Annotated in this window: 16 protein-coding genes and 5 tRNA genes; 13 read left to right on the top strand and 8 right to left on the bottom strand. The window is 60.4% G+C overall.

The window, feature by feature from the left end; all coding sequences use genetic code 11:
- Nucleotides 1-143 precede the first annotated feature (143 nt).
- From BFN10_RS19700 to BFN10_RS19715, 4 genes are all read left to right on the top strand, one after another.
- Nucleotides 144-219 (top strand) — tRNA-Asn (locus BFN10_RS19700).
- A gap of 10 nt (nucleotides 220-229) precedes the next feature.
- Nucleotides 230-306: transfer RNA gene (locus BFN10_RS19705), tRNA-Pro, on the top strand.
- A gap of 5 nt (nucleotides 307-311) precedes the next feature.
- Nucleotides 312-387: transfer RNA gene (locus BFN10_RS19710), tRNA-Lys, on the top strand.
- A gap of 94 nt (nucleotides 388-481) precedes the next feature.
- A tRNA-Pro gene (locus BFN10_RS19715) sits at nucleotides 482-558 on the top strand.
- Between the two features lie 193 nt (nucleotides 559-751).
- Here the strand turns inward: BFN10_RS19715 and BFN10_RS19720 are convergent.
- From BFN10_RS19720 to BFN10_RS19730, 3 genes are read right to left on the bottom strand one after another with little or no spacing between them, the layout of a single operon-like run.
- Nucleotides 752-2,050: an NAD(P)/FAD-dependent oxidoreductase gene (locus tag BFN10_RS19720; RefSeq protein ID WP_071491077.1), complete on the bottom strand. Its 1,299-nt coding sequence runs from the start codon at nucleotides 2,048-2,050 to the stop codon at nucleotides 752-754.
- 60 nt (nucleotides 2,051-2,110) lie between these two features.
- Nucleotides 2,111-2,284, bottom strand: a complete 174-nt coding sequence (locus BFN10_RS19725) for a DUF3094 family protein (RefSeq protein WP_071491078.1) — start codon at nucleotides 2,282-2,284, stop codon at nucleotides 2,111-2,113.
- A 56-nt stretch (nucleotides 2,285-2,340) separates the two neighbouring features.
- Nucleotides 2,341-2,970, bottom strand: a complete 630-nt coding sequence (locus tag BFN10_RS19730) for a DUF1780 domain-containing protein (protein WP_010213242.1) — start codon at nucleotides 2,968-2,970, stop codon at nucleotides 2,341-2,343.
- Between the two features lie 101 nt (nucleotides 2,971-3,071).
- On the opposite strand from BFN10_RS19730, the gene BFN10_RS19735 reads away from it, so the two are divergent.
- Both BFN10_RS19735 and BFN10_RS19740 read left to right on the top strand, forming a co-directional pair.
- Nucleotides 3,072-3,761, top strand: a complete 690-nt coding sequence (locus tag BFN10_RS19735; protein WP_071491079.1) for an energy-coupling factor ABC transporter permease — start codon at nucleotides 3,072-3,074, stop codon at nucleotides 3,759-3,761.
- A gap of 66 nt (nucleotides 3,762-3,827) precedes the next feature.
- Nucleotides 3,828-4,043 carry a hypothetical protein gene (locus tag BFN10_RS19740; RefSeq protein WP_003171680.1) on the top strand — a complete coding sequence of 72 codons (216 nt, stop codon included), beginning with the start codon at nucleotides 3,828-3,830 and terminating at the stop codon, nucleotides 4,041-4,043.
- On the opposite strand, the gene yacG is transcribed toward BFN10_RS19740, so the two are convergent.
- From yacG to BFN10_RS19760, 4 genes are read right to left on the bottom strand one after another with little or no spacing between them, the layout of a single operon-like run.
- On the bottom strand, nucleotides 4,040-4,240 hold the full coding sequence (yacG, locus tag BFN10_RS19745; RefSeq protein WP_003188437.1) for a DNA gyrase inhibitor YacG: 201 nt from the start codon (nucleotides 4,238-4,240) through the stop codon (nucleotides 4,040-4,042). The genes BFN10_RS19740 and yacG overlap by 4 nt on opposite strands.
- Nucleotides 4,237-4,860 carry a dephospho-CoA kinase gene (coaE, locus tag BFN10_RS19750; RefSeq protein ID WP_071491080.1) on the bottom strand — a complete coding sequence of 208 codons (624 nt, stop codon included), beginning with the start codon at nucleotides 4,858-4,860 and terminating at the stop codon, nucleotides 4,237-4,239. The genes yacG and coaE overlap by 4 nt, the downstream gene beginning before the upstream one ends.
- Nucleotides 4,857-5,723, bottom strand: coding sequence for a prepilin peptidase (locus BFN10_RS19755; protein ID WP_071491081.1), 867 nt, complete (start codon nucleotides 5,721-5,723; stop codon nucleotides 4,857-4,859). Before BFN10_RS19755 ends, coaE begins: the two co-directional genes overlap by 4 nt.
- Nucleotides 5,720-6,928 (bottom strand): type II secretion system F family protein, encoded by a 1,209-nt coding sequence (locus BFN10_RS19760; RefSeq protein WP_071491082.1) that lies wholly within the window; start codon nucleotides 6,926-6,928, stop codon nucleotides 5,720-5,722. The genes BFN10_RS19755 and BFN10_RS19760 overlap by 4 nt, the downstream gene beginning before the upstream one ends.
- A 193-nt stretch (nucleotides 6,929-7,121) precedes the next feature.
- Here BFN10_RS19760 and BFN10_RS19765 point away from each other — a divergent pair, with 193 nt between their 5' ends.
- The 4 genes from BFN10_RS19765 to BFN10_RS19780 all read left to right on the top strand — a co-directional run bounded on the left by BFN10_RS19765 (nucleotide 7,122) and on the right by BFN10_RS19780 (nucleotide 9,551).
- Nucleotides 7,122-7,544, top strand: a complete 423-nt coding sequence (locus BFN10_RS19765; protein ID WP_083351537.1) for a pilin — start codon at nucleotides 7,122-7,124, stop codon at nucleotides 7,542-7,544.
- A 35-nt stretch (nucleotides 7,545-7,579) separates the two neighbouring features.
- Nucleotides 7,580-8,980, top strand: a complete 1,401-nt coding sequence (locus tag BFN10_RS19770) for an O-antigen ligase family protein (protein ID WP_071491084.1) — start codon at nucleotides 7,580-7,582, stop codon at nucleotides 8,978-8,980.
- Nucleotides 8,981-9,028: 48 nt separating this feature from the next.
- A tRNA-Thr gene (locus BFN10_RS19775) sits at nucleotides 9,029-9,101 on the top strand.
- A gap of 144 nt (nucleotides 9,102-9,245) precedes the next feature.
- Entirely contained in the window at nucleotides 9,246-9,551 is a 306-nt protein-coding gene (locus tag BFN10_RS19780; protein ID WP_033903347.1) for a DUF6388 family protein, read from the top strand.
- A gap of 47 nt (nucleotides 9,552-9,598) precedes the next feature.
- On the opposite strand, the gene nadC is transcribed toward BFN10_RS19780, so the two are convergent.
- A complete protein-coding gene (gene nadC / locus BFN10_RS19785; protein ID WP_071491085.1) occupies nucleotides 9,599-10,447 on the bottom strand; it encodes a carboxylating nicotinate-nucleotide diphosphorylase in 849 nt (282 codons plus the stop codon).
- 190 nt (nucleotides 10,448-10,637) lie between these two features.
- On the opposite strand from nadC, the gene BFN10_RS19790 reads away from it, so the two are divergent.
- From BFN10_RS19790 to ampE, 3 genes are all read left to right on the top strand, one after another.
- Nucleotides 10,638-12,788 carry a DUF1631 domain-containing protein gene (locus BFN10_RS19790; protein WP_071491086.1) on the top strand — a complete coding sequence of 717 codons (2,151 nt, stop codon included), beginning with the start codon at nucleotides 10,638-10,640 and terminating at the stop codon, nucleotides 12,786-12,788.
- 61 nt (nucleotides 12,789-12,849) lie between these two features.
- Nucleotides 12,850-13,413, top strand: a complete 564-nt coding sequence (gene ampD, locus BFN10_RS19795) for a 1,6-anhydro-N-acetylmuramyl-L-alanine amidase AmpD (protein ID WP_071491087.1) — start codon at nucleotides 12,850-12,852, stop codon at nucleotides 13,411-13,413.
- Entirely contained in the window at nucleotides 13,410-14,246 is an 837-nt protein-coding gene (gene ampE / locus BFN10_RS19800) for a regulatory signaling modulator protein AmpE (protein ID WP_071491088.1), read from the top strand. The genes ampD and ampE overlap by 4 nt, the downstream gene beginning before the upstream one ends.
- The last annotated feature ends 1,422 nt before the right edge of the window (nucleotides 14,247-15,668 follow it).

The following is a 15,668-nucleotide window of genomic DNA, read 5'->3' on the forward strand; positions in this document are numbered from 1 at the left end:
ATCATTGTCTTAAAAGCAATTTAAGGGGTTGACAGGGGTTTTTAAGATTGTAGAATAGCGCGCCTCAGAGACATGAACGTAGCGATACGGGCAAGTCGAAGAGAAGGTAGTAAGCAGCAACGTAGTACTTTGAAATATGTAGTTCCGTGATAGCTCAGTCGGTAGAGCAAATGACTGTTAATCATTGGGTCCCAGGTTCGAGTCCTGGTCACGGAGCCAATTTCAATATCGGGGTATAGCGCAGTCCGGTAGCGCGCCTGCTTTGGGAGCAGGATGTCGGGAGTTCGAATCCCCCTACCCCGACCATATTTGGGTCGTTAGCTCAGTTGGTAGAGCAGTTGGCTTTTAACCAATTGGTCGTAGGTTCGAATCCCACACGACCCACCATTTTTGAGACCAGTTAGCGCTGGAATCGAATCTTAAGATCAGAGGCCAAAAGCACTGATCGAAGAAGGCGACTGAGAGGTCGCCTTTTTTTTACCGGGGTATAGCGCAGTCCGGTAGCGCGCCTGCTTTGGGAGCAGGATGTCAGGAGTTCGAATCCCCTTACCCCGACCATATTAAAAATCCTCGTATCGAAAGATACGGGGATTTTTTTTGTGCGTGCAAAACTCAAGTCCGGTGAAAATCAAATGTGAGAGGGGGCTTGCCCCCGATGGCAGTGTGTCAGTCGACAAATCAATGACTGCTTCACCGCAATCGGGGGCAAGCCCCCTCTCACATTTATTGAGTGCCCTCAGGGGCCGAGTTGTCAGTGAAGTTTGAGTCGCGGCTCGGTGCCACGCCCAATCTTGCTCCCCAGCATCAGCATCGCCGTACGGAAGAACCCATACAGCGCCATCTGGTGCATGCGATACAGCGACACATAGAACATCCGCGCCAGCCAGCCTTCCAGCATCACGCTGCCGGTGAGGTTGCCCATCAAGTTACCGACCGCCGAGAACCGCGACAGCGAGATCAACGAGCCGTAGTCGGTATATTTGTAGGAAGGCAGGTCCTTGCCCTCGATACGCAGCTTCAGCGACCTGGCCAGCAACGAGGCCTGCTGGTGAGCCGCCTGGGCCCGTGGCGGCACGTTGCGGTCGGTGCCCGGTTGCGGGCAGGCGGCGCAGTCGCCGAAGGCGAAGATGTTCTCGTCGCGGGTGGTTTGCAGCGTTGGCAAAACCTGCAATTGATTGATGCGGTTGGTTTCCAGGCCATCGATGTCCTTGAGGAAACCCGGCGCGCGAATGCCGGCAGCCCATACCTTGAGGCTGGCCGGGATCACTTGGCCACTGCTGGTGATCAGCGCATCGGCCGTCACTTCGCTGACCGCCGAGTTGGTCAGTACCGTCACCCCAAGCTTTTCCAGGGTTTTATGCACAGGCCCGCCAATACGCTCCGGCAGGGCCGGCAGTACTCGTGGGCCGGCTTCGATCAGGGTGATGTGCATGTTTTCCGGCTTGATACGGTCCAGGCCATAGGCCGCCAGCTCATGGGCGGCGTTATGCAGTTCGGCGGCCAGCTCGACCCCGGTGGCACCGGCGCCGACGATGGCGACGCTGATTTTTTCTACCACGTCAGTCTGCCCGGCATGGGCGCGCAGGTAGTGGTTGAGCAGCTGCTGGTGGAAACGTTCGGCCTGCTTGCGGGTGTCGAGGAACAGGCAGTGCTGCGCCGCACCTTCGGTGCCGAAGTCGTTGGTGGTGCTGCCGACCGCAATCACCAGGCTGTCATAGCCCAGCACGCGCGCGGGCACCAGTTCACGGCCTTCTTCGTCGAGGGTGGCGGCCAGCTGGATCTTCTTCTGTTCACGATCAAGCCCGCTCATGCGCCCCAGTTGGAACTCGAAGTGGTTCCATTTGGCCTGGGCGACATAATTGAGTTCGTCTTCCGAAGAGTTCAGCGAGCCGGCCGCCACTTCGTGCAGCAGTGGCTTCCAGATATGGGTGAGGTTGGCGTCCACCAGCGTGATGCTGGCGGTGCCGCGCTTGCCCAGGGTCTTACCCAGGCGGGTAGCCAACTCCAGGCCGCCGGCGCCGCCGCCGACGATAATAATACGATGGGTCATGGGGATATCTCGCAAGGCTAAAAGAAATCGGAGCAGTTACCCCCGCGAGCGCCAGGCAGCTCATAGCATCAGGTAACTCAAAAGGCGACTCAGCAAGCCGAGGCCGATTACCACGGCAAGCACCACGCCGAGGAGCAGCCACGGCCGGAAAGGCTTGCGCTCGACTCGGTTCTGGGAGAGTTGCAGGTACTCTTCGACATGCTGTTGGTCATCGGGGTTCAGGCGGCTGGTCATAAAGGCCTCGTCAGGTAGACGTTGCAAAAGGGCGCCACGTTACAGTCCGGGTGGGCTCAGAGGCTGATACCTACGTCGAACACTATGCTGCGGCCCAGGTTGTTGCGCAAGAAATCCGGTGCGTCGGGGTGAGCGAACAGCACCCGTGCAAAGGTAGGCCCCACCAGCGACAGCGAGCGCCAGCCCTGGCGCAGGTATTCCGTGGGCGGCGGAAAATGGCTGTTTAGGTCGAGCACTTCGCGCTTGAGGCTGGTGAAGGCAACGATATCCAGCTCGCCCAGGTCCATTCCGCGCTCTTTATAGTTATGCGCCTTCTTGCGCAGCGTGGGCGCCAGGCGCAGCAGAAACTCGTGGGCCGGGATGCGCCTCGGCTTGGCTTCGCGCCGTACCAGTTGGCTCAGGGAAAACGCACTGCGCCGACGCAGCAGTTCATCGCGCCATTCGTCATTCAGGCGGCGACCCTCGTCCAGCACGAAAAACACCTCGAAGCTGGCGTCGCGAAACAGCACGTCCGGCGGCTCTTGCCCGGCGGCGTGGAATTCTTCGGCACGGTAGGGCACGTTCAAGCCTTGCAGCAGGCGCTGGCAGACCCAACGCTCACGCTCCCATTTGCGGGCATTGGACAAGAACGCGTTGGCTTGTTCGGCCGCTACGGTGAGCAGGCGCAAGTAATCTGAGTCATCCATAGCTAGCAGCTTAGCGCCCAAACGATGACCGCAGGAAGTACCCCTGTGAAACGTCGGTGTAGACTGATCATCCGACTCTATTCGACCCGGGGAGTATCGCCGTGATCAGTGCCGCCATGTTGGCGCCGACAACCATGAGCATCGGCTGGCTCCTGTACGCGCCGGTGGTACTGTGGGCGATCCTGCGTTCGCCGTGGGTCGAGTTGTTCGCCGACCGGCGCCGCCAGCATTTGCTGTTCGGCACGGTGTTCGCGTTGTTCATGCTGTGGCTGGTGCGGCGGGATTTTGATACCGGCGTGTCTTACCACTTCATCGGTATGACGGCCGTGACCTTGTTGCTGGACTGGCCCCTGGCAATCGTCGGCGGTTTTGCCGCCCAGTTGGGCTTGATGCTGTTGGGGCGCCAGGATCTCGCTGCCCTGGGCGTCAATGGCCTGTTGCTTATCGGGTTACCGGTGCTGGTCACTGAAACCTGCGCGCTGCTGGTCGAGCGTGCCCAACCACGCAATCCCTTCGTGTATATCTTCTGTTCCGGTTTTTTCGCGGCAGCCCTGTCGGCGCTCTTGTGCCTGCTGTGTGGGCTGGGGCTGTTGTGGTTCGACGGGCGTTTCGCCATGCCGGAATGGCTGGAGGATTTCGTCGGCTACCTGTGGTTGATCATCTTCCCCGAGGCCTTTATCAACGGCATGGTCATCAGTGCCCTGGTGGTGTTTTGCCCCGAATGGCTGGAGACCTTCAACCGCACGCGCTACCTCTCGGCGCCCTGGAAGGACGACGATTCGCAGCGTTGACCTGGATCAAATCCCGCGCCGCCGAGCAGGCCCATGCTCTGCGAAATTTTTCCAGGAGCGCGGATCATGAGTGTGTACGAATGGGCTCGGCAGGAGTTGCGCAGAAGCCAGGATGCGGCACAGGAAATCGGTTTTGACCCAGGCCTGACCTTGCGCGCCATGCTCAGCGCAGTGGTGCAGCAGAGCAAGGGTGTGCGCAGTTTCGAAGACCTGGCCGACGAGCTGCAATACCTTGCAGAGAACCTCGACGACCAGCAGGAATACGCCTTCATGCGCCCTTAGTGGCGCGGCGGCAGGTCTTCGGAAAACAGCTCGTCTTCGGCATCCGGGGCTACGGGAATCTTGTGTTCTTCAGCGGCCCAGGCGCCCAGGTCGATGAGTTTGCAGCGGTCCGAGCAGAACGGCCGGTTGAGGTTGGTCGCTTTCCATTCCACGGGTGCGCCGCAGGTCGGGCAGTCGACGGTCAAGGGTTGGCTCATGATCGGCCTCCACGCAAAGTAAGGTAAAAGTGGTGCAGTCGCTCGACCTCGCTGTGCAGCCAGGCAAGGTCCTGGTCATTGACCAGTACATCATCGGCATGTTTCAGGCGGTCTTCGCGGCTGGATTGGGCCTTGAGGATCGCCTGCACCTGTTGCTCGTTGATGCCGTCGCGCTGCAGGGTACGCTGAATCTGCAGCGATTGCGGCACGTCGATCACCAGGATGCGCTGGGTCATGCTGTACTGGCCGGATTCGATCAGCAGCGGCGACACCAGTATTGCGTAAGGCGATTTTGCGCGTGCCAGGTGGCTGCGGATTTCCTCGCCAATCAACGGGTGCAGCAAGGCTTCGAGCCAGCGCCGCTCTTCGGGTACTTCAAAGATCAGCTTGCGTAATGCGGCGCGGTCCAGCTGGCCGTCCGGCTGCAGTACGCCAGCACCAAAGTGCTCGGCGATGCGCTCCAATGCCGGCCGACCAGGCTCTACTACCCAGCGGGCGGCGTGATCGGCGTCCACCAAGTCGATACCCAGGTCGATAAAGTGTTGGGCCGCCGCGCTTTTGCCGCTGCCGATGCCGCCGGTAAGGCCAAGAATCCAGGGTGTTGCAACACGAGTGGTCATCTGAAACCGACAGACTGCAAATAGAAGTCGCTTATTTGACCACCCCAGAGCAATGCAATCCAGCCGGCAATCGCCAGATACGGTCCAAATGGCATCGGTGCCGACGCCAGGGTGTTGCGCAGGCGCATCAGGATCAAGCCGACGAATACCCCGACCAGTGACGCCATCAACAGCGTCATCGGCAGGATCTGCCAGCCACCCCAGGCGCCGAGCAGCGCCAGCAACTTGAAGTCGCCGTGGCCCATGCCGTCCTTGCCGGTGGCCAGCTTGAACAACCAGAACACGCTCCACAGGCTCATGTAGCCAATCACGGCGCCCCACAGGGCGTCGGCCAATGTTGTCAGCAGGCCGAAACTGTTGACGATCAGTCCCAGCCACAGCAGCGGCATTACCAGCACATCCGGCAGCAGTTGATGGTCGGCGTCGATCAGGCTCATCGCCAACAACCCCCAACTCAGCACCATCACCATTCCTGCCTGCCAGCCAACTCCGAAATGCCAGGCCACCCAGGCCGAGATCAAGCTGCACACCAGTTCCGTGAGGGGGTAGCGGATGCTGATCGCCCCTTGGCAATGCGCGCAGCGGCCGCGCAGGAACAGGTAGCTGAGCAGCGGGATATTTTCCCATGGGCGTATGGGATGGTTGCAGTGTGGGCAGCAGGAGTTGGGCTGCATCAGGTTGTAGGTCGGCCCGGCTGGTTCTGCTGGCAAGCCCAGCACTTCATTGGCCTGGGCGCGCCACTCCCGCTCGAGCATTTTCGGCAGGCGCCACACCAGCACGTTGAGAAAACTGCCGACGATCAGCCCCAGCACCGACGCTATCGCAACAAACGCCCAGGGATGCTCGCCCAGCAGCAGGCTCAAAATGCGCTCCCCAGTTGGAATACCGGCAGGTACATGGCAATCACCAGCGCGCCGACGATGCCCCCCAGTATCACCATGATCAGAGGCTCCATCAGGCTAGTGAGGTGATCGACCAGGGTGTCCACATCGGCCTCGTACTGGTTGGCGACCTTCTCCAGCATGCGGTCAAGCGTGCCCGACTCTTCGCCGATGGCCGTCATCTGGATGGCCATGCCGGGAAACAGGCCGCTGACGGCCATGGATTGATTCAGTTGCATGCCAGTGGATACGTCGTGTCGCATATGCTCGATTGCCTGTCTGAACGGCCCAGAACCGGCGGCCCCGGCCACCGAGTCCAGGGCCTGCACCAACGGAACACCGGCGGCGAAGGTAGTGGACAGCGTGCGGGCGTAGCGGGCCACGGCCGATTTTCTCAGCAGTTTGCCTGCCACGGGCACTTTCAACAAACCGGCATCCAGCCACAGCTGGAAAGCCGGTAAGGCATGGTAGGCGTGGCGCAACCCAAAACCCGCGGCAAGCAGGCCCAGTGCCACGCCCCACCAGGCTCGCTGCATGAACTCGGACAAAGCGATCACCTGCAAGGTGAAGCCGGGCAGTTTGCCGTCGACTCCGGCGAACAGGCTTTGGAACTGCGGCACTACGTGGACCAGCAGCACGCCGGTGACCAGGCTGGCGACTATCAGCACGGTGATCGGATAGGTCATGGCTTTTTTGATCCTGGCCTTTAACTGCTCGCTCTTTTCCCTATGAATCGCTACGCGCTCCAGCAAGGTTTCAAGGGCACCGGCCTGTTCGCCGGCCGCCACCAGGTTGCAATACAGCTCATCGAAACAGCGCGGATGCTTGCGCAACGCGTCGGCAAGGCTGGTGCCAGCGGCGATTGACTGTTGCAACCCCTGTAGCAGCTCGCGCAGCGTAGCGTTGTCAAAGCCTTCGCTGATGATGTCGAGGGCTTGCAGCAGAGGAATCCCGGCCTTCAGCAAGGTTGCCAGTTGGCGCGTGAGCTGGGTGATATCCGCTGATTTGATAGATGGCTTGAGGCCCGCTAGAACTGGAGAATGCTTGCGTACAAGCCCTGGGCTGATGCCTTGTCGGCGCAGCTGAGCCTTGACCAGGGCAGAGTTGTGCCCGGTGCTGTGCCCGGACACCCTGCGCCCTTTGCGGTTGATGCCTTCCCAAGCGTAGATCGTTGAAGCGTTGTCCATGTCACCGTTCCGCACAGAGGTCGTTGAAGATGTATAGCTTAGTCAGGTGACGGATTCGGACAGGCGGACGGTGGCGGATAAAATGTCAGAATGTGCGTCCTGTGCGCGATTGACGGCCTGCGGATGAGTACACTGGCGCCGCTGCACAACACGGGGCGCAGGAAGCGCCTTGTCATGAGTTCTATCCTGGAGAGTGAATGTGAGACGTCAAAAAGGTTTTACCCTGATCGAGCTGCTGATTGTCGTTGCAATCATCGGCATTTTGGCCACCATTGGCCTGCCCATGTACACCACGCACCAGGCCAAGGCCAAATTCACTGCAGGCCTGGCTGAAATCACCGCGTTGAAGCCCGGGTTTGAAGACACCCTCAACCAGGGCACAGTGCCGACCTTGGCATTGATCGGCGGCACTAGCCCCACGGCCAATTGCACGATCAACGTGACAGGGGATGTGGCTACCGGCGCGGGCACCATCAGTTGCGAAATACTCGACGCCCCTGCGCCTGTGTTGGGCAAAACCATCAGCCTGACGCGCAACGCCACCACCGGTTGGAAATGCAGTACCACCGCTGAAGCGAAATATGTTGCCAAGGGCTGCGGCGCCGACGGGGCATAGTTGCTGAACCATCCACAGGGAAGTTGAGGCGGCCGATGGCTTTATCTATACAGCAGCGTGGCAGTGTTTTCCTGGTGACAGTGGTTTGCCTGCTGGTGGTCGGAATATGTGCACCCTTCAGTGGGCATGATTTGCAGCGGGCTATGCAGATTGCCATAGGGGCGTGTGCGGTGCTGTATGGGTTGTCCATCGTCCCTGTCGGCCAGTTGTTGGACAGGCCAACCGCCCTGGGCCTGATACTGATTATCGTGCTTGGCCTGGTGTCATCCATGCTGGCCCATCAGCCGCTCTGGGCACTTGCCGAAATGGCGCTGTTTGTCAGTTGCGGGTCGATTGCCGTGGCGTTTGCCTTGCTGCGTCGCCAGGGCGGTGAGCCTTTGGATCGCGCCTTGGTCATGGTGGTGGTGCTGCTGTGTTTGATCAAGTCGATTCAATACCTGTATGCAGGCACACTTGTGTTTATCAGTGCTGAACGTGCGCTGGACCCTGACCTGCTGCTGTCCGGCTTTTCCAACAAGCGCTTCTACGGCCAGTTTCAGACGTTCACGCTGCCGCTGTTGGCGCTTCCTTTGTTGATCCCTGTGATCTCGCGTCCGCTCAAGGGGGCGGTGTTCGCGTTGCTGTGCGTGTGGTGGATGATTGCGATCGCCGGTGGTACGCGCGGTACCTGGCTTGGCATGTGTGTGGCCGCAGGTGTGCTGGCGGTACTTGGCGCCTCGGGGCGACGATGGCTGGGTTGGCAACTGGCCGCGATGTTTGGCGGGCTGCTGCTGTACTGGCTGGTGTTTGCGGTAGTGGCGGATTACCTGGGGGTCGAGGTCTCCAAGAGCGCCAGTGACCGCCTCACCACCTCCCTGTCGGGCCGCGGTCCGATCTGGTGGCAGGCTTGGCATATGATCGTGGAATGTCCATGGTTGGGCTTCGGGCCGATGCATTTTGCCGATATCGCCAATGAAATCGCCGCTCATCCACACCAGGCCATCCTGCAATGGGCGAGTGAATGGGGCGTGCCATCGGCCTTGTGCGTGGTGGCTCTGGCGTGGCGAGGCGGCTGGGCGACGTTCAGCGTGTTGCGTGAACGAGCGCTTTCCAACACTCGTGCTGATCTGTTGCGGCTATGCCTGTTTGCGGCCTTGGTAGGGGCGTTGGTGCAGTCCATGGTCGACGGCGTGATGGTGATGCCCAATTCCCAGGTCTGGCTGGCGCTGGTGGTGGGCTGGCTGATGGCGTTGCATGTGTGGAAAAACCCGGGAACCGCCGCGTTGCCACTGGCCTGGGCAGCCTGGAAAGTGCTGAGTGTGCTGGCCGTCGGTCTGCTGGTTTTTATCGCAGCTCGCGATGTGCCTCACATCAAGCAAGCCCAGCAGCAGTACCTGGGCACTCATGTCGACCTGCTGCAACCCCGTTTCTGGGCCCAGGGCGTGATTGCGCGCTGAAGGCCGCAAGTTGCCGGACTCCCAATGCAGTGCTAGCTTTAGCCCACCGCCCGTGTAGCTCAGTCGGTAGAGCAGCGCACTCGTAACGCGAAGGTCGCAGGTTCGATTCCTGTCTCGGGCAAAAAGGCACCATGGCAACACCGTTTTCAGATGATCCCAGAATGGTTCTGAAGGCCAGACGAGCCGGCATTTGAGCCTGCTCTTTTGTATCTGCGCAACCTTGATGACCCAGATGCATCCCCATTCCTCGATCTAAGAGAACAACATGACCACGACTGAAATGACCCAGGAAGTTCGGCATCAAGCAGCCCTCGAAAAATACCTCGAGGAATCGCCGCAGCTTAAAGAAGAGATCAAGGACCTGAGCGCCGATGATCAGCGCGACCAGATCCAGTGGGCATTCGAGGATGAAGCCGAGAGCCAGGGCTATCAGCCTTGGGAGCTGACCCTCAAGTACACCTCGACACCGGAAGAATTCGAAGCGGCACGACTGGCCTTGCACAAAGAGGCGGCCGAAGTGCTGGGTGTCGAATGGGAAGAATACTGCGAGATGAATGACCTTGTAGTCTGAAGTGTGTAGTGAGCGGGCTGCCCCCGCTCACTACCGCTTGCAACGGTCTAGATACTCAGGCGCATCGACAAATCCACCGCCTTCACATCCTTGGTCATCGCGCCAATCGAGATGTAGTCCACCCCTGTCTCCGCGATGGGCAACAGGGTGTCTTCATTGATCCCGCCGCTGGCTTCCAGCTTGGCCTGGCCGCCGTTCAGGCGCACGGCTTCACGCATGTCTTCCAGGCTCAATTCATCCAGCATGATGATGTCCGCACCTGCGGCCAGGGCTTCGCGCAGTTCATCCAGGCTTTCGACTTCGATTTCCACCGGCTTGCCGGGTGCGATCCGGTGTGCGGCCGCAATCGCCTGGGCAATGCCGCCGCTGGCCGCGATATGGTTTTCCTTGATCAAAAAAGCGTCATACAAACCAATGCGGTGGTTGTGGCAGCCGCCGCAGGTCACTGCGTATTTCTGCGCCAGTCGCAGGCCCGGCAGGGTTTTGCGGGTATCCAGCAGCTTGACCTGGGTGCTGGAAACAAAATCCGCCAGAAATTGGGCACGCGTGGCGACGCCGGACAGCAGTTGCAGGAAATTCAGTGCGCAGCGTTCGCCGCTGAGCAGTGAGCGCGCCGGGCCTTCAAGGTGGAACAGCACCTGGTTGGGGCTGACGCGTTCGCCATCGGCCACCTGCCAATGCACGGCTACCCGTGGGTCCAGCTGGCGGAACACCGCATCCACCCAGGCGGTGCCGGCGATCACTGCTGCATCGCGGGTGATGATGGTGGCCGTGGCCAGCCGTTCGGCCGGGATCAACTGCGCAGTGATGTCGCCGCTGCCGATGTCTTCCAGCAGTGCGCGGCGCACGTTGGCTTCGATTTCGGCGGTGAGGTCGGCAAGACGGAGATTCGGCATAACAGGCTCCACAGACAAAGTGCCCCGATTATAGGGGCAGTGCGCGTCTGAACCCAGCGACCTGCTCATTTACCGCCAAATGACAGAGTGTGCTGGCGCAACCCCCCTTGTTTGCAAGATAATCTCGCGCCTTGCAATTGGCGTCATAGCTTTGACGTCTCGCCCAATACCGCCGTTTCAGGAGGCCAGGATGCACAATGACGGAAAGGTGGTGCCAATCAAGAAGGCGCATGCCACGCCATCGCCGCTCGCCCGACTGCCGGTGGTGTTGCTGCAGGTTCGCGACAAAGCGGCGCAACAGTTGCAGCAAGGGTTGCAGGAGCTGTTCGATAACGCCGACGACACACTGTTCGAAATGGCCGACAAGGCGCGCAACAACCTCGATCACCATATTTTCTTTGAAGCCATGCGTGATCTGCGCCTCAAGCGCAAGAATTTCGAACGTGTGTTCATGGAGCGTCTTTTCGACGCCTTTGCCAGTCTGGGCCAGGCAGGGCGGGGCGAGCTGCAACTGGTGCCGGTGGTTTCCTACGACGGCGTGCCGGGTTCGACCAGGGACGACCTGGAAAAAGCCGTGGCGCTTGAAGCCATGTTGGGTCGGGTGCGCCACCGTGACGGCCTGGCTCTTGCGCAACTTACGGCACGCTTGAGCGCTTTACTGGGCAACCGTCTGGATGATCGTGAGAACCCGCTGGGGCCGGCGCTGCTGTGTGAGTTTTTCCTGCGGGCGGGGCGCAGCCTGGGCGTGGAGATCCGCGTCAAACTGGTCATGCTCAAGCTCTTTGAAAAATACGTGCTCAGTGACGCCGACCAGCTATACGGTGAAGCCAATCAACTGCTGGTCGCAACCGGCGTCTTACCTGAACTCAAGGCCGTACCGTCACGGCGCATCGATGGGCGTGCGGCACCCGAGCATCCGCGCGAAGCAACTCCGCCAGTCGCCGACCGGTCCGGTGACGAAAATGGCCAGGAAGCCTTCGCCGCGCTTCAGCCATTGCTGACAGCGGTGCGTGGCAGTGTGGCGCCGACGCTTGAGGCCAGCGCCGAGCCGTTGCCCATTTCCACCCAGGACCTGCTGCGCCTGCTCTCCCATTTGCAGCAGTACGTGCCGGAGCCTGAGTCGGAGGACGATTTCGACCTGCGCAGCCAGCTTGAACAATTGCTCACCCGTATCAGCGTCAAGAGTGGTAAGTCGCGGGTGGTGGAGGACGCGGACGAAGACGTGATCAATCTGGTTGCGCTGCTGTTTGAGTTCATCCTCAATGACCGTACCGTGCCCGATGCCTTCAAGGCCCTGATCGGCCGCTTGCAGATCCCGCTGCTGAAAGTGGCGTTGCTGGACAAGAGTTTTTTCAGTCGCGCCAGCCATCCGGCGCGGCGCCTGCTCAATGAAGTCGCGACCGTCGCCATGGGCTGCAGCCCGTGTGATAGCCAGGCATGCGACCCTCTCTACCTGCGCATCGAGCAAGTGGTGCAGCGCCTGCTCAACGAATTTGTCGAAGATCCGGCGATTTTTTCTCAATTGCTCGCCGAGTTCAGCGCGTTTGCCGCCGATGAACGCCGGCGCAGCGACTTGCTCGAACAGCACACCCGCGATGCCGAAGCCGGGCGTGTGCGCACTGAAGCCGCCCGCCAGCGTGTGGCTGATGTGCTGAATAAACGGCTGTTGGGCAAGGTCCTGCCGCGTCCTGTGGTGCAGTTCCTGCAACAGGCCTGGAGCCAGGTGTTGCTGCTGGCGAGCCTCAAGCACGGCGAGCAGTCAGTGCAATGGCAAGCTGGGCTGCGCACCATGGACGAGTTGATCTGGAGCGTCGGCCTGCAGCAGGACACCGAGGCCGGGCGACGTTTGCTGGAACAACTGCCGGGGTTGCTCAAGGCCTTGCGCGACGGTTTGACCAGCGCGGCGTTTGACCCCTTCAGCACCCGAGAATTCTTTGTGCGCTTGCAGGCGTTGCATATCCAGGCACCTGAAGGCGTTGATGAGCTGATCGAGGTGCGTGAGCCATTTTTGCTGAGTACGGCGTCACCCGACCCGGTCACCGAGCTGCCGGGTAACGATCCTGACCTGTACAAGGCTCTCCAACTCAAGGTGGGCGACTGGGTACTCTTCCAGGAAGGCCAGGCCAGCACGCTGCGCTGCAAGCTGACAGCGATCATGGCGCCGGCCAACACTTATGTGTTCATCAGCCGCACGGGGCTCAAGGTGTTGGAAAAGAGCGCGGGCCAACTGGCAATGGCGTTCAAGCGTGGTGCACTGCACACGCTGGAAGACGGGCCCCTGTTCGAGCGCGCCCTGACTGCTGTGGTGGACAAGTTGCGTCAACTCAATCGCGGCAAGTGATCGCAACCGGAGGGTCTAACGCGGCATACTGGTCACACTTTGTATCGTTCAAGGAACCTGTATGCAGTTGGACCCCACCAGCGGTTGGTGCCAGGGCATCCGTCATTGCCCGTCGCCCAACTTCAACGAGCGCCCCGCCGGCGAAATCTCACTGTTGGTGGTGCATAACATCAGCCTGCCACCGGCGCAGTTCGCCACCGGCAAAGTGCAGGAATTTTTCCAGAACCGCCTGGATGTCACGGAACATCCCTACTTTGAAGGGATTGCCGACCTACGGGTATCAGCGCATTTTCTGATTGAGCGTGATGGCGCCGTGACGCAGTTTGTATCCTGCATCCACCGTGCCTGGCATGCCGGGGTGTCGTATTTCGAGGGGCGGGACACCTGCAATGATTTTTCCCTGGGGATAGAGCTGGAGGGCACGGATGATCTGCCGTTCACCGACGCTCAATATGCCGCACTGATCGACCTGACCCGCCAGTTGCTGGTGGCTTACCCAGGCATCACCCCCGAGCGCATTTGTGGTCACAGCGATATCGCTCCGGGACGCAAGACCGATCCCGGCCCCGCTTTTGATTGGACGCGCTTTCGCAGCGCCCTGCAGGATGGAGGACACGCACGATGAGTTTCCTGGTGTTGGTGCTGGCTGTATGGATCGAGAAGTTTTCGGCCCTGCGCCAGCGGTTGCAGCGAGATGGTGGTTGGTTGCGCGAACTGGCCAATCTGGAATCGAGCCCGCGCATGGGCAAGCAGCCCTGGCTGATTCTGGCGTTGCTGGTGTTGTTGCCGGTGGCCTTGCTGGCGCTGTTGCTGCTGGTGCTGGAGCCGGTGGCGTACGGGCTGGTGGCGCTACCGGTGCACCTGTTGGTGGTGATCTACAGCCTGGGTCGTGGTGACTTGCTCGCCGGGCTTGGTCCGTTCCGCGATGCCTGGCGACGGGGTGACCTGCAGGCCGCCGAGCATGTGGCCGAACGTGACCTGAGCCTGAGCGCCGACAGTGGCGAGCAATTGCTCGAACGCGTCCAGGGTCATCTGTTATGGCAGGCCTACCAGAGTTTTTTCGCGGTGATTTTCTGGTACTTCCTGCTGGGCCCGGTTGCCGCACTGGCTTATCGGCTGCTCGCACTGGCCAGTGAACACAGCAAAAACCCTTTGGTAGCCGAGCGGGCCGGGCAACTGCGCCACGCGTTCGATTGGCTGCCGGTACGCCTGCTGGCCGCCAGCTTTGCCCTGGTCGGAAATTTCGTTGCGGTCAGCCGTGTGATGCTCCATGAACTGCTGAGCTGGGACATCAGCGCCGCCCAACTGGTGGAAAAAGTCGGCCTGGTCGCCGCCGAAATCCCACCCCCTGCGGTCGGTCCCGATGGCATCAACAGCCTGGACCGACTCTGGGAACTGCTGCTACGCGCAGCGGTGCTGTGGTACGCCGGCTTCGCCATCTGGACCGTCCTACCCTGACCCTGTAGAAGCCGGCTCGCCGTAGTGAGCAGTCTCGCCTGTGGCGAGCGGGCTTGCTTGTGGCGAGCGGGCTTGCCCCGCGCTGGGCTGCGAAGCAGCCCCACCAACCATTAACCTTAAGTTACAAAACTCCCTCTCAAATTGAGCTATACAGATGCTGGCTAACTGCCGCCCTGCACCTCAATAAAAATAAAAGAAAGGGAGTTCACCTGTGAAGAGCTTGCTCTATCCCGCCGTCGCCTTGATGAATCGCCTGAGCTTCGGCATGAAGTTCAGCCTGATCAGCGTATTGTTCCTGCTGCCGATGCTGGCAACCAACTATTACTTGGTGCGTGACTCATGGCGTGAATTCCAGGGCACTCGCGTCGAACTGCAAAGCCTCGATTTACTTGGCAGCAGCCTGGCCCTGCGCCGCGACCTGGAAACCCTCAACAACCAGGTACAGATCAACGCCACCCTCGGCCAGTCCGGCAAGGCCGGCGATCTTGACGGCAAGATCAGCGCCCTGGAACAAAGCGTGCTCAACCGCCTGCAAGGCCTCAACGCTATGGCCACCGAGCCCGAGCAGATTGCGGCTTTCAATGCCAAGCGCGACGAGTTGATTTCGGCCTTCAAGACCCAGCAACAGGAAACGTCGCTGCTGAGCAAAAGTGCATTGATCGGCAAGTTGCTCAACAAGGCGCAGATGCTCAGCCAGATCGTCGCCAGCCAATCCGGGCTCAGCCGAGACGCCCAGAGTGACCTGCGCCAACTCAGCGAGCTGATCACCAGCGTCACCCCGCAGGTCACCCAGGCCCTGGGCGAAGGCCGGGCGATGGGCGCGTATTCCCTGGGCCAGGGTTTTCTCAATTCTTCGTCAAGCACACGGTTTGACGAGCTTTTGCAGCAACTGGAAAAACTCCAGGCCGAATATGGCCTGAAGTTGCAGGATGCCCTGGGCTCCAGTACCGCAGCCCACGCGGCACTCGACAACCTCGCCACGGCCAGCAACGCCAGCCTCAAGCATGGCAGCGAGTTGTTTGAAGAGCAGGTGGTGATGGCCGAAACCCTCGACGCACCCTGGCAGGGCTTCTACGACGGCGTCAGCCAGTTGATGGCCCAGACCTATCAGCTGGATGACGCCACCCTGGCGTTCCTCGGACAGCAGTTGGAGCAACGCCTGGCGCAAAACCGCATGCACATGGTGGTGCTCGTGTCGGCCCTGAGCGCCGTGTTCTTGCTGATCTTCTATTTGTACGCCGGTTTCTACGCGTCCACCCGCACCACGCTGCGGCGCCTGGGGGCGATGATGGACAAGGTGGCGGCCGGCGACATGACCGTCACTTTTGTTGCGCATAGTCGCGATGAGTTGGGCGACCTGGGCCAGGTGTTCAACGGCACCGTGGCGAAGATCCACGACCTGATCGAGCGCGTCGGGCACAC

This window comes from Pseudomonas extremorientalis (assembly GCF_001870465.1).
Classification (GTDB): domain Bacteria; phylum Pseudomonadota; class Gammaproteobacteria; order Pseudomonadales; family Pseudomonadaceae; genus Aquipseudomonas; species Aquipseudomonas extremorientalis.

What these genes read in the sequence shown, in the direction of transcription:
- BFN10_RS19790 (WP_071491086.1), top strand. Translation starts at nt 10,638, where the DNA reads ATGCACAATGACGGAAAGGTGGTGCCAATCAAGAAGGCGCATGCCACG.
- BFN10_RS19740 (WP_003171680.1), top strand. Translation starts at nt 3,828, where the DNA reads ATGAGTGTGTACGAATGGGCTCGGCAGGAGTTGCGCAGAAGCCAGGAT.
- nadC (WP_071491085.1), bottom strand. Translation starts at nt 10,447, where the DNA reads ATGCCGAATCTCCGTCTTGCCGACCTCACCGCCGAAATCGAAGCCAAC.
- BFN10_RS19760 (WP_071491082.1), bottom strand. Translation starts at nt 6,928, where the DNA reads ATGGACAACGCTTCAACGATCTACGCTTGGGAAGGCATCAACCGCAAA.
- BFN10_RS19720 (WP_071491077.1), bottom strand. Translation starts at nt 2,050, where the DNA reads ATGACCCATCGTATTATTATCGTCGGCGGCGGCGCCGGCGGCCTGGAG.
- BFN10_RS19730 (WP_010213242.1), bottom strand. Translation starts at nt 2,970, where the DNA reads ATGGATGACTCAGATTACTTGCGCCTGCTCACCGTAGCGGCCGAACAA.
- ampD (WP_071491087.1), top strand. Translation starts at nt 12,850, where the DNA reads ATGCAGTTGGACCCCACCAGCGGTTGGTGCCAGGGCATCCGTCATTGC.
- BFN10_RS19770 (WP_071491084.1), top strand. Translation starts at nt 7,580, where the DNA reads ATGGCTTTATCTATACAGCAGCGTGGCAGTGTTTTCCTGGTGACAGTG.
- BFN10_RS19725 (WP_071491078.1), bottom strand. Translation starts at nt 2,284, where the DNA reads ATGACCAGCCGCCTGAACCCCGATGACCAACAGCATGTCGAAGAGTAC.
- yacG (WP_003188437.1), bottom strand. Translation starts at nt 4,240, where the DNA reads ATGAGCCAACCCTTGACCGTCGACTGCCCGACCTGCGGCGCACCCGTG.
- BFN10_RS19780 (WP_033903347.1), top strand. Translation starts at nt 9,246, where the DNA reads ATGACCACGACTGAAATGACCCAGGAAGTTCGGCATCAAGCAGCCCTC.
- ampE (WP_071491088.1), top strand. Translation starts at nt 13,410, where the DNA reads ATGAGTTTCCTGGTGTTGGTGCTGGCTGTATGGATCGAGAAGTTTTCG.
- coaE (WP_071491080.1), bottom strand. Translation starts at nt 4,860, where the DNA reads ATGACCACTCGTGTTGCAACACCCTGGATTCTTGGCCTTACCGGCGGC.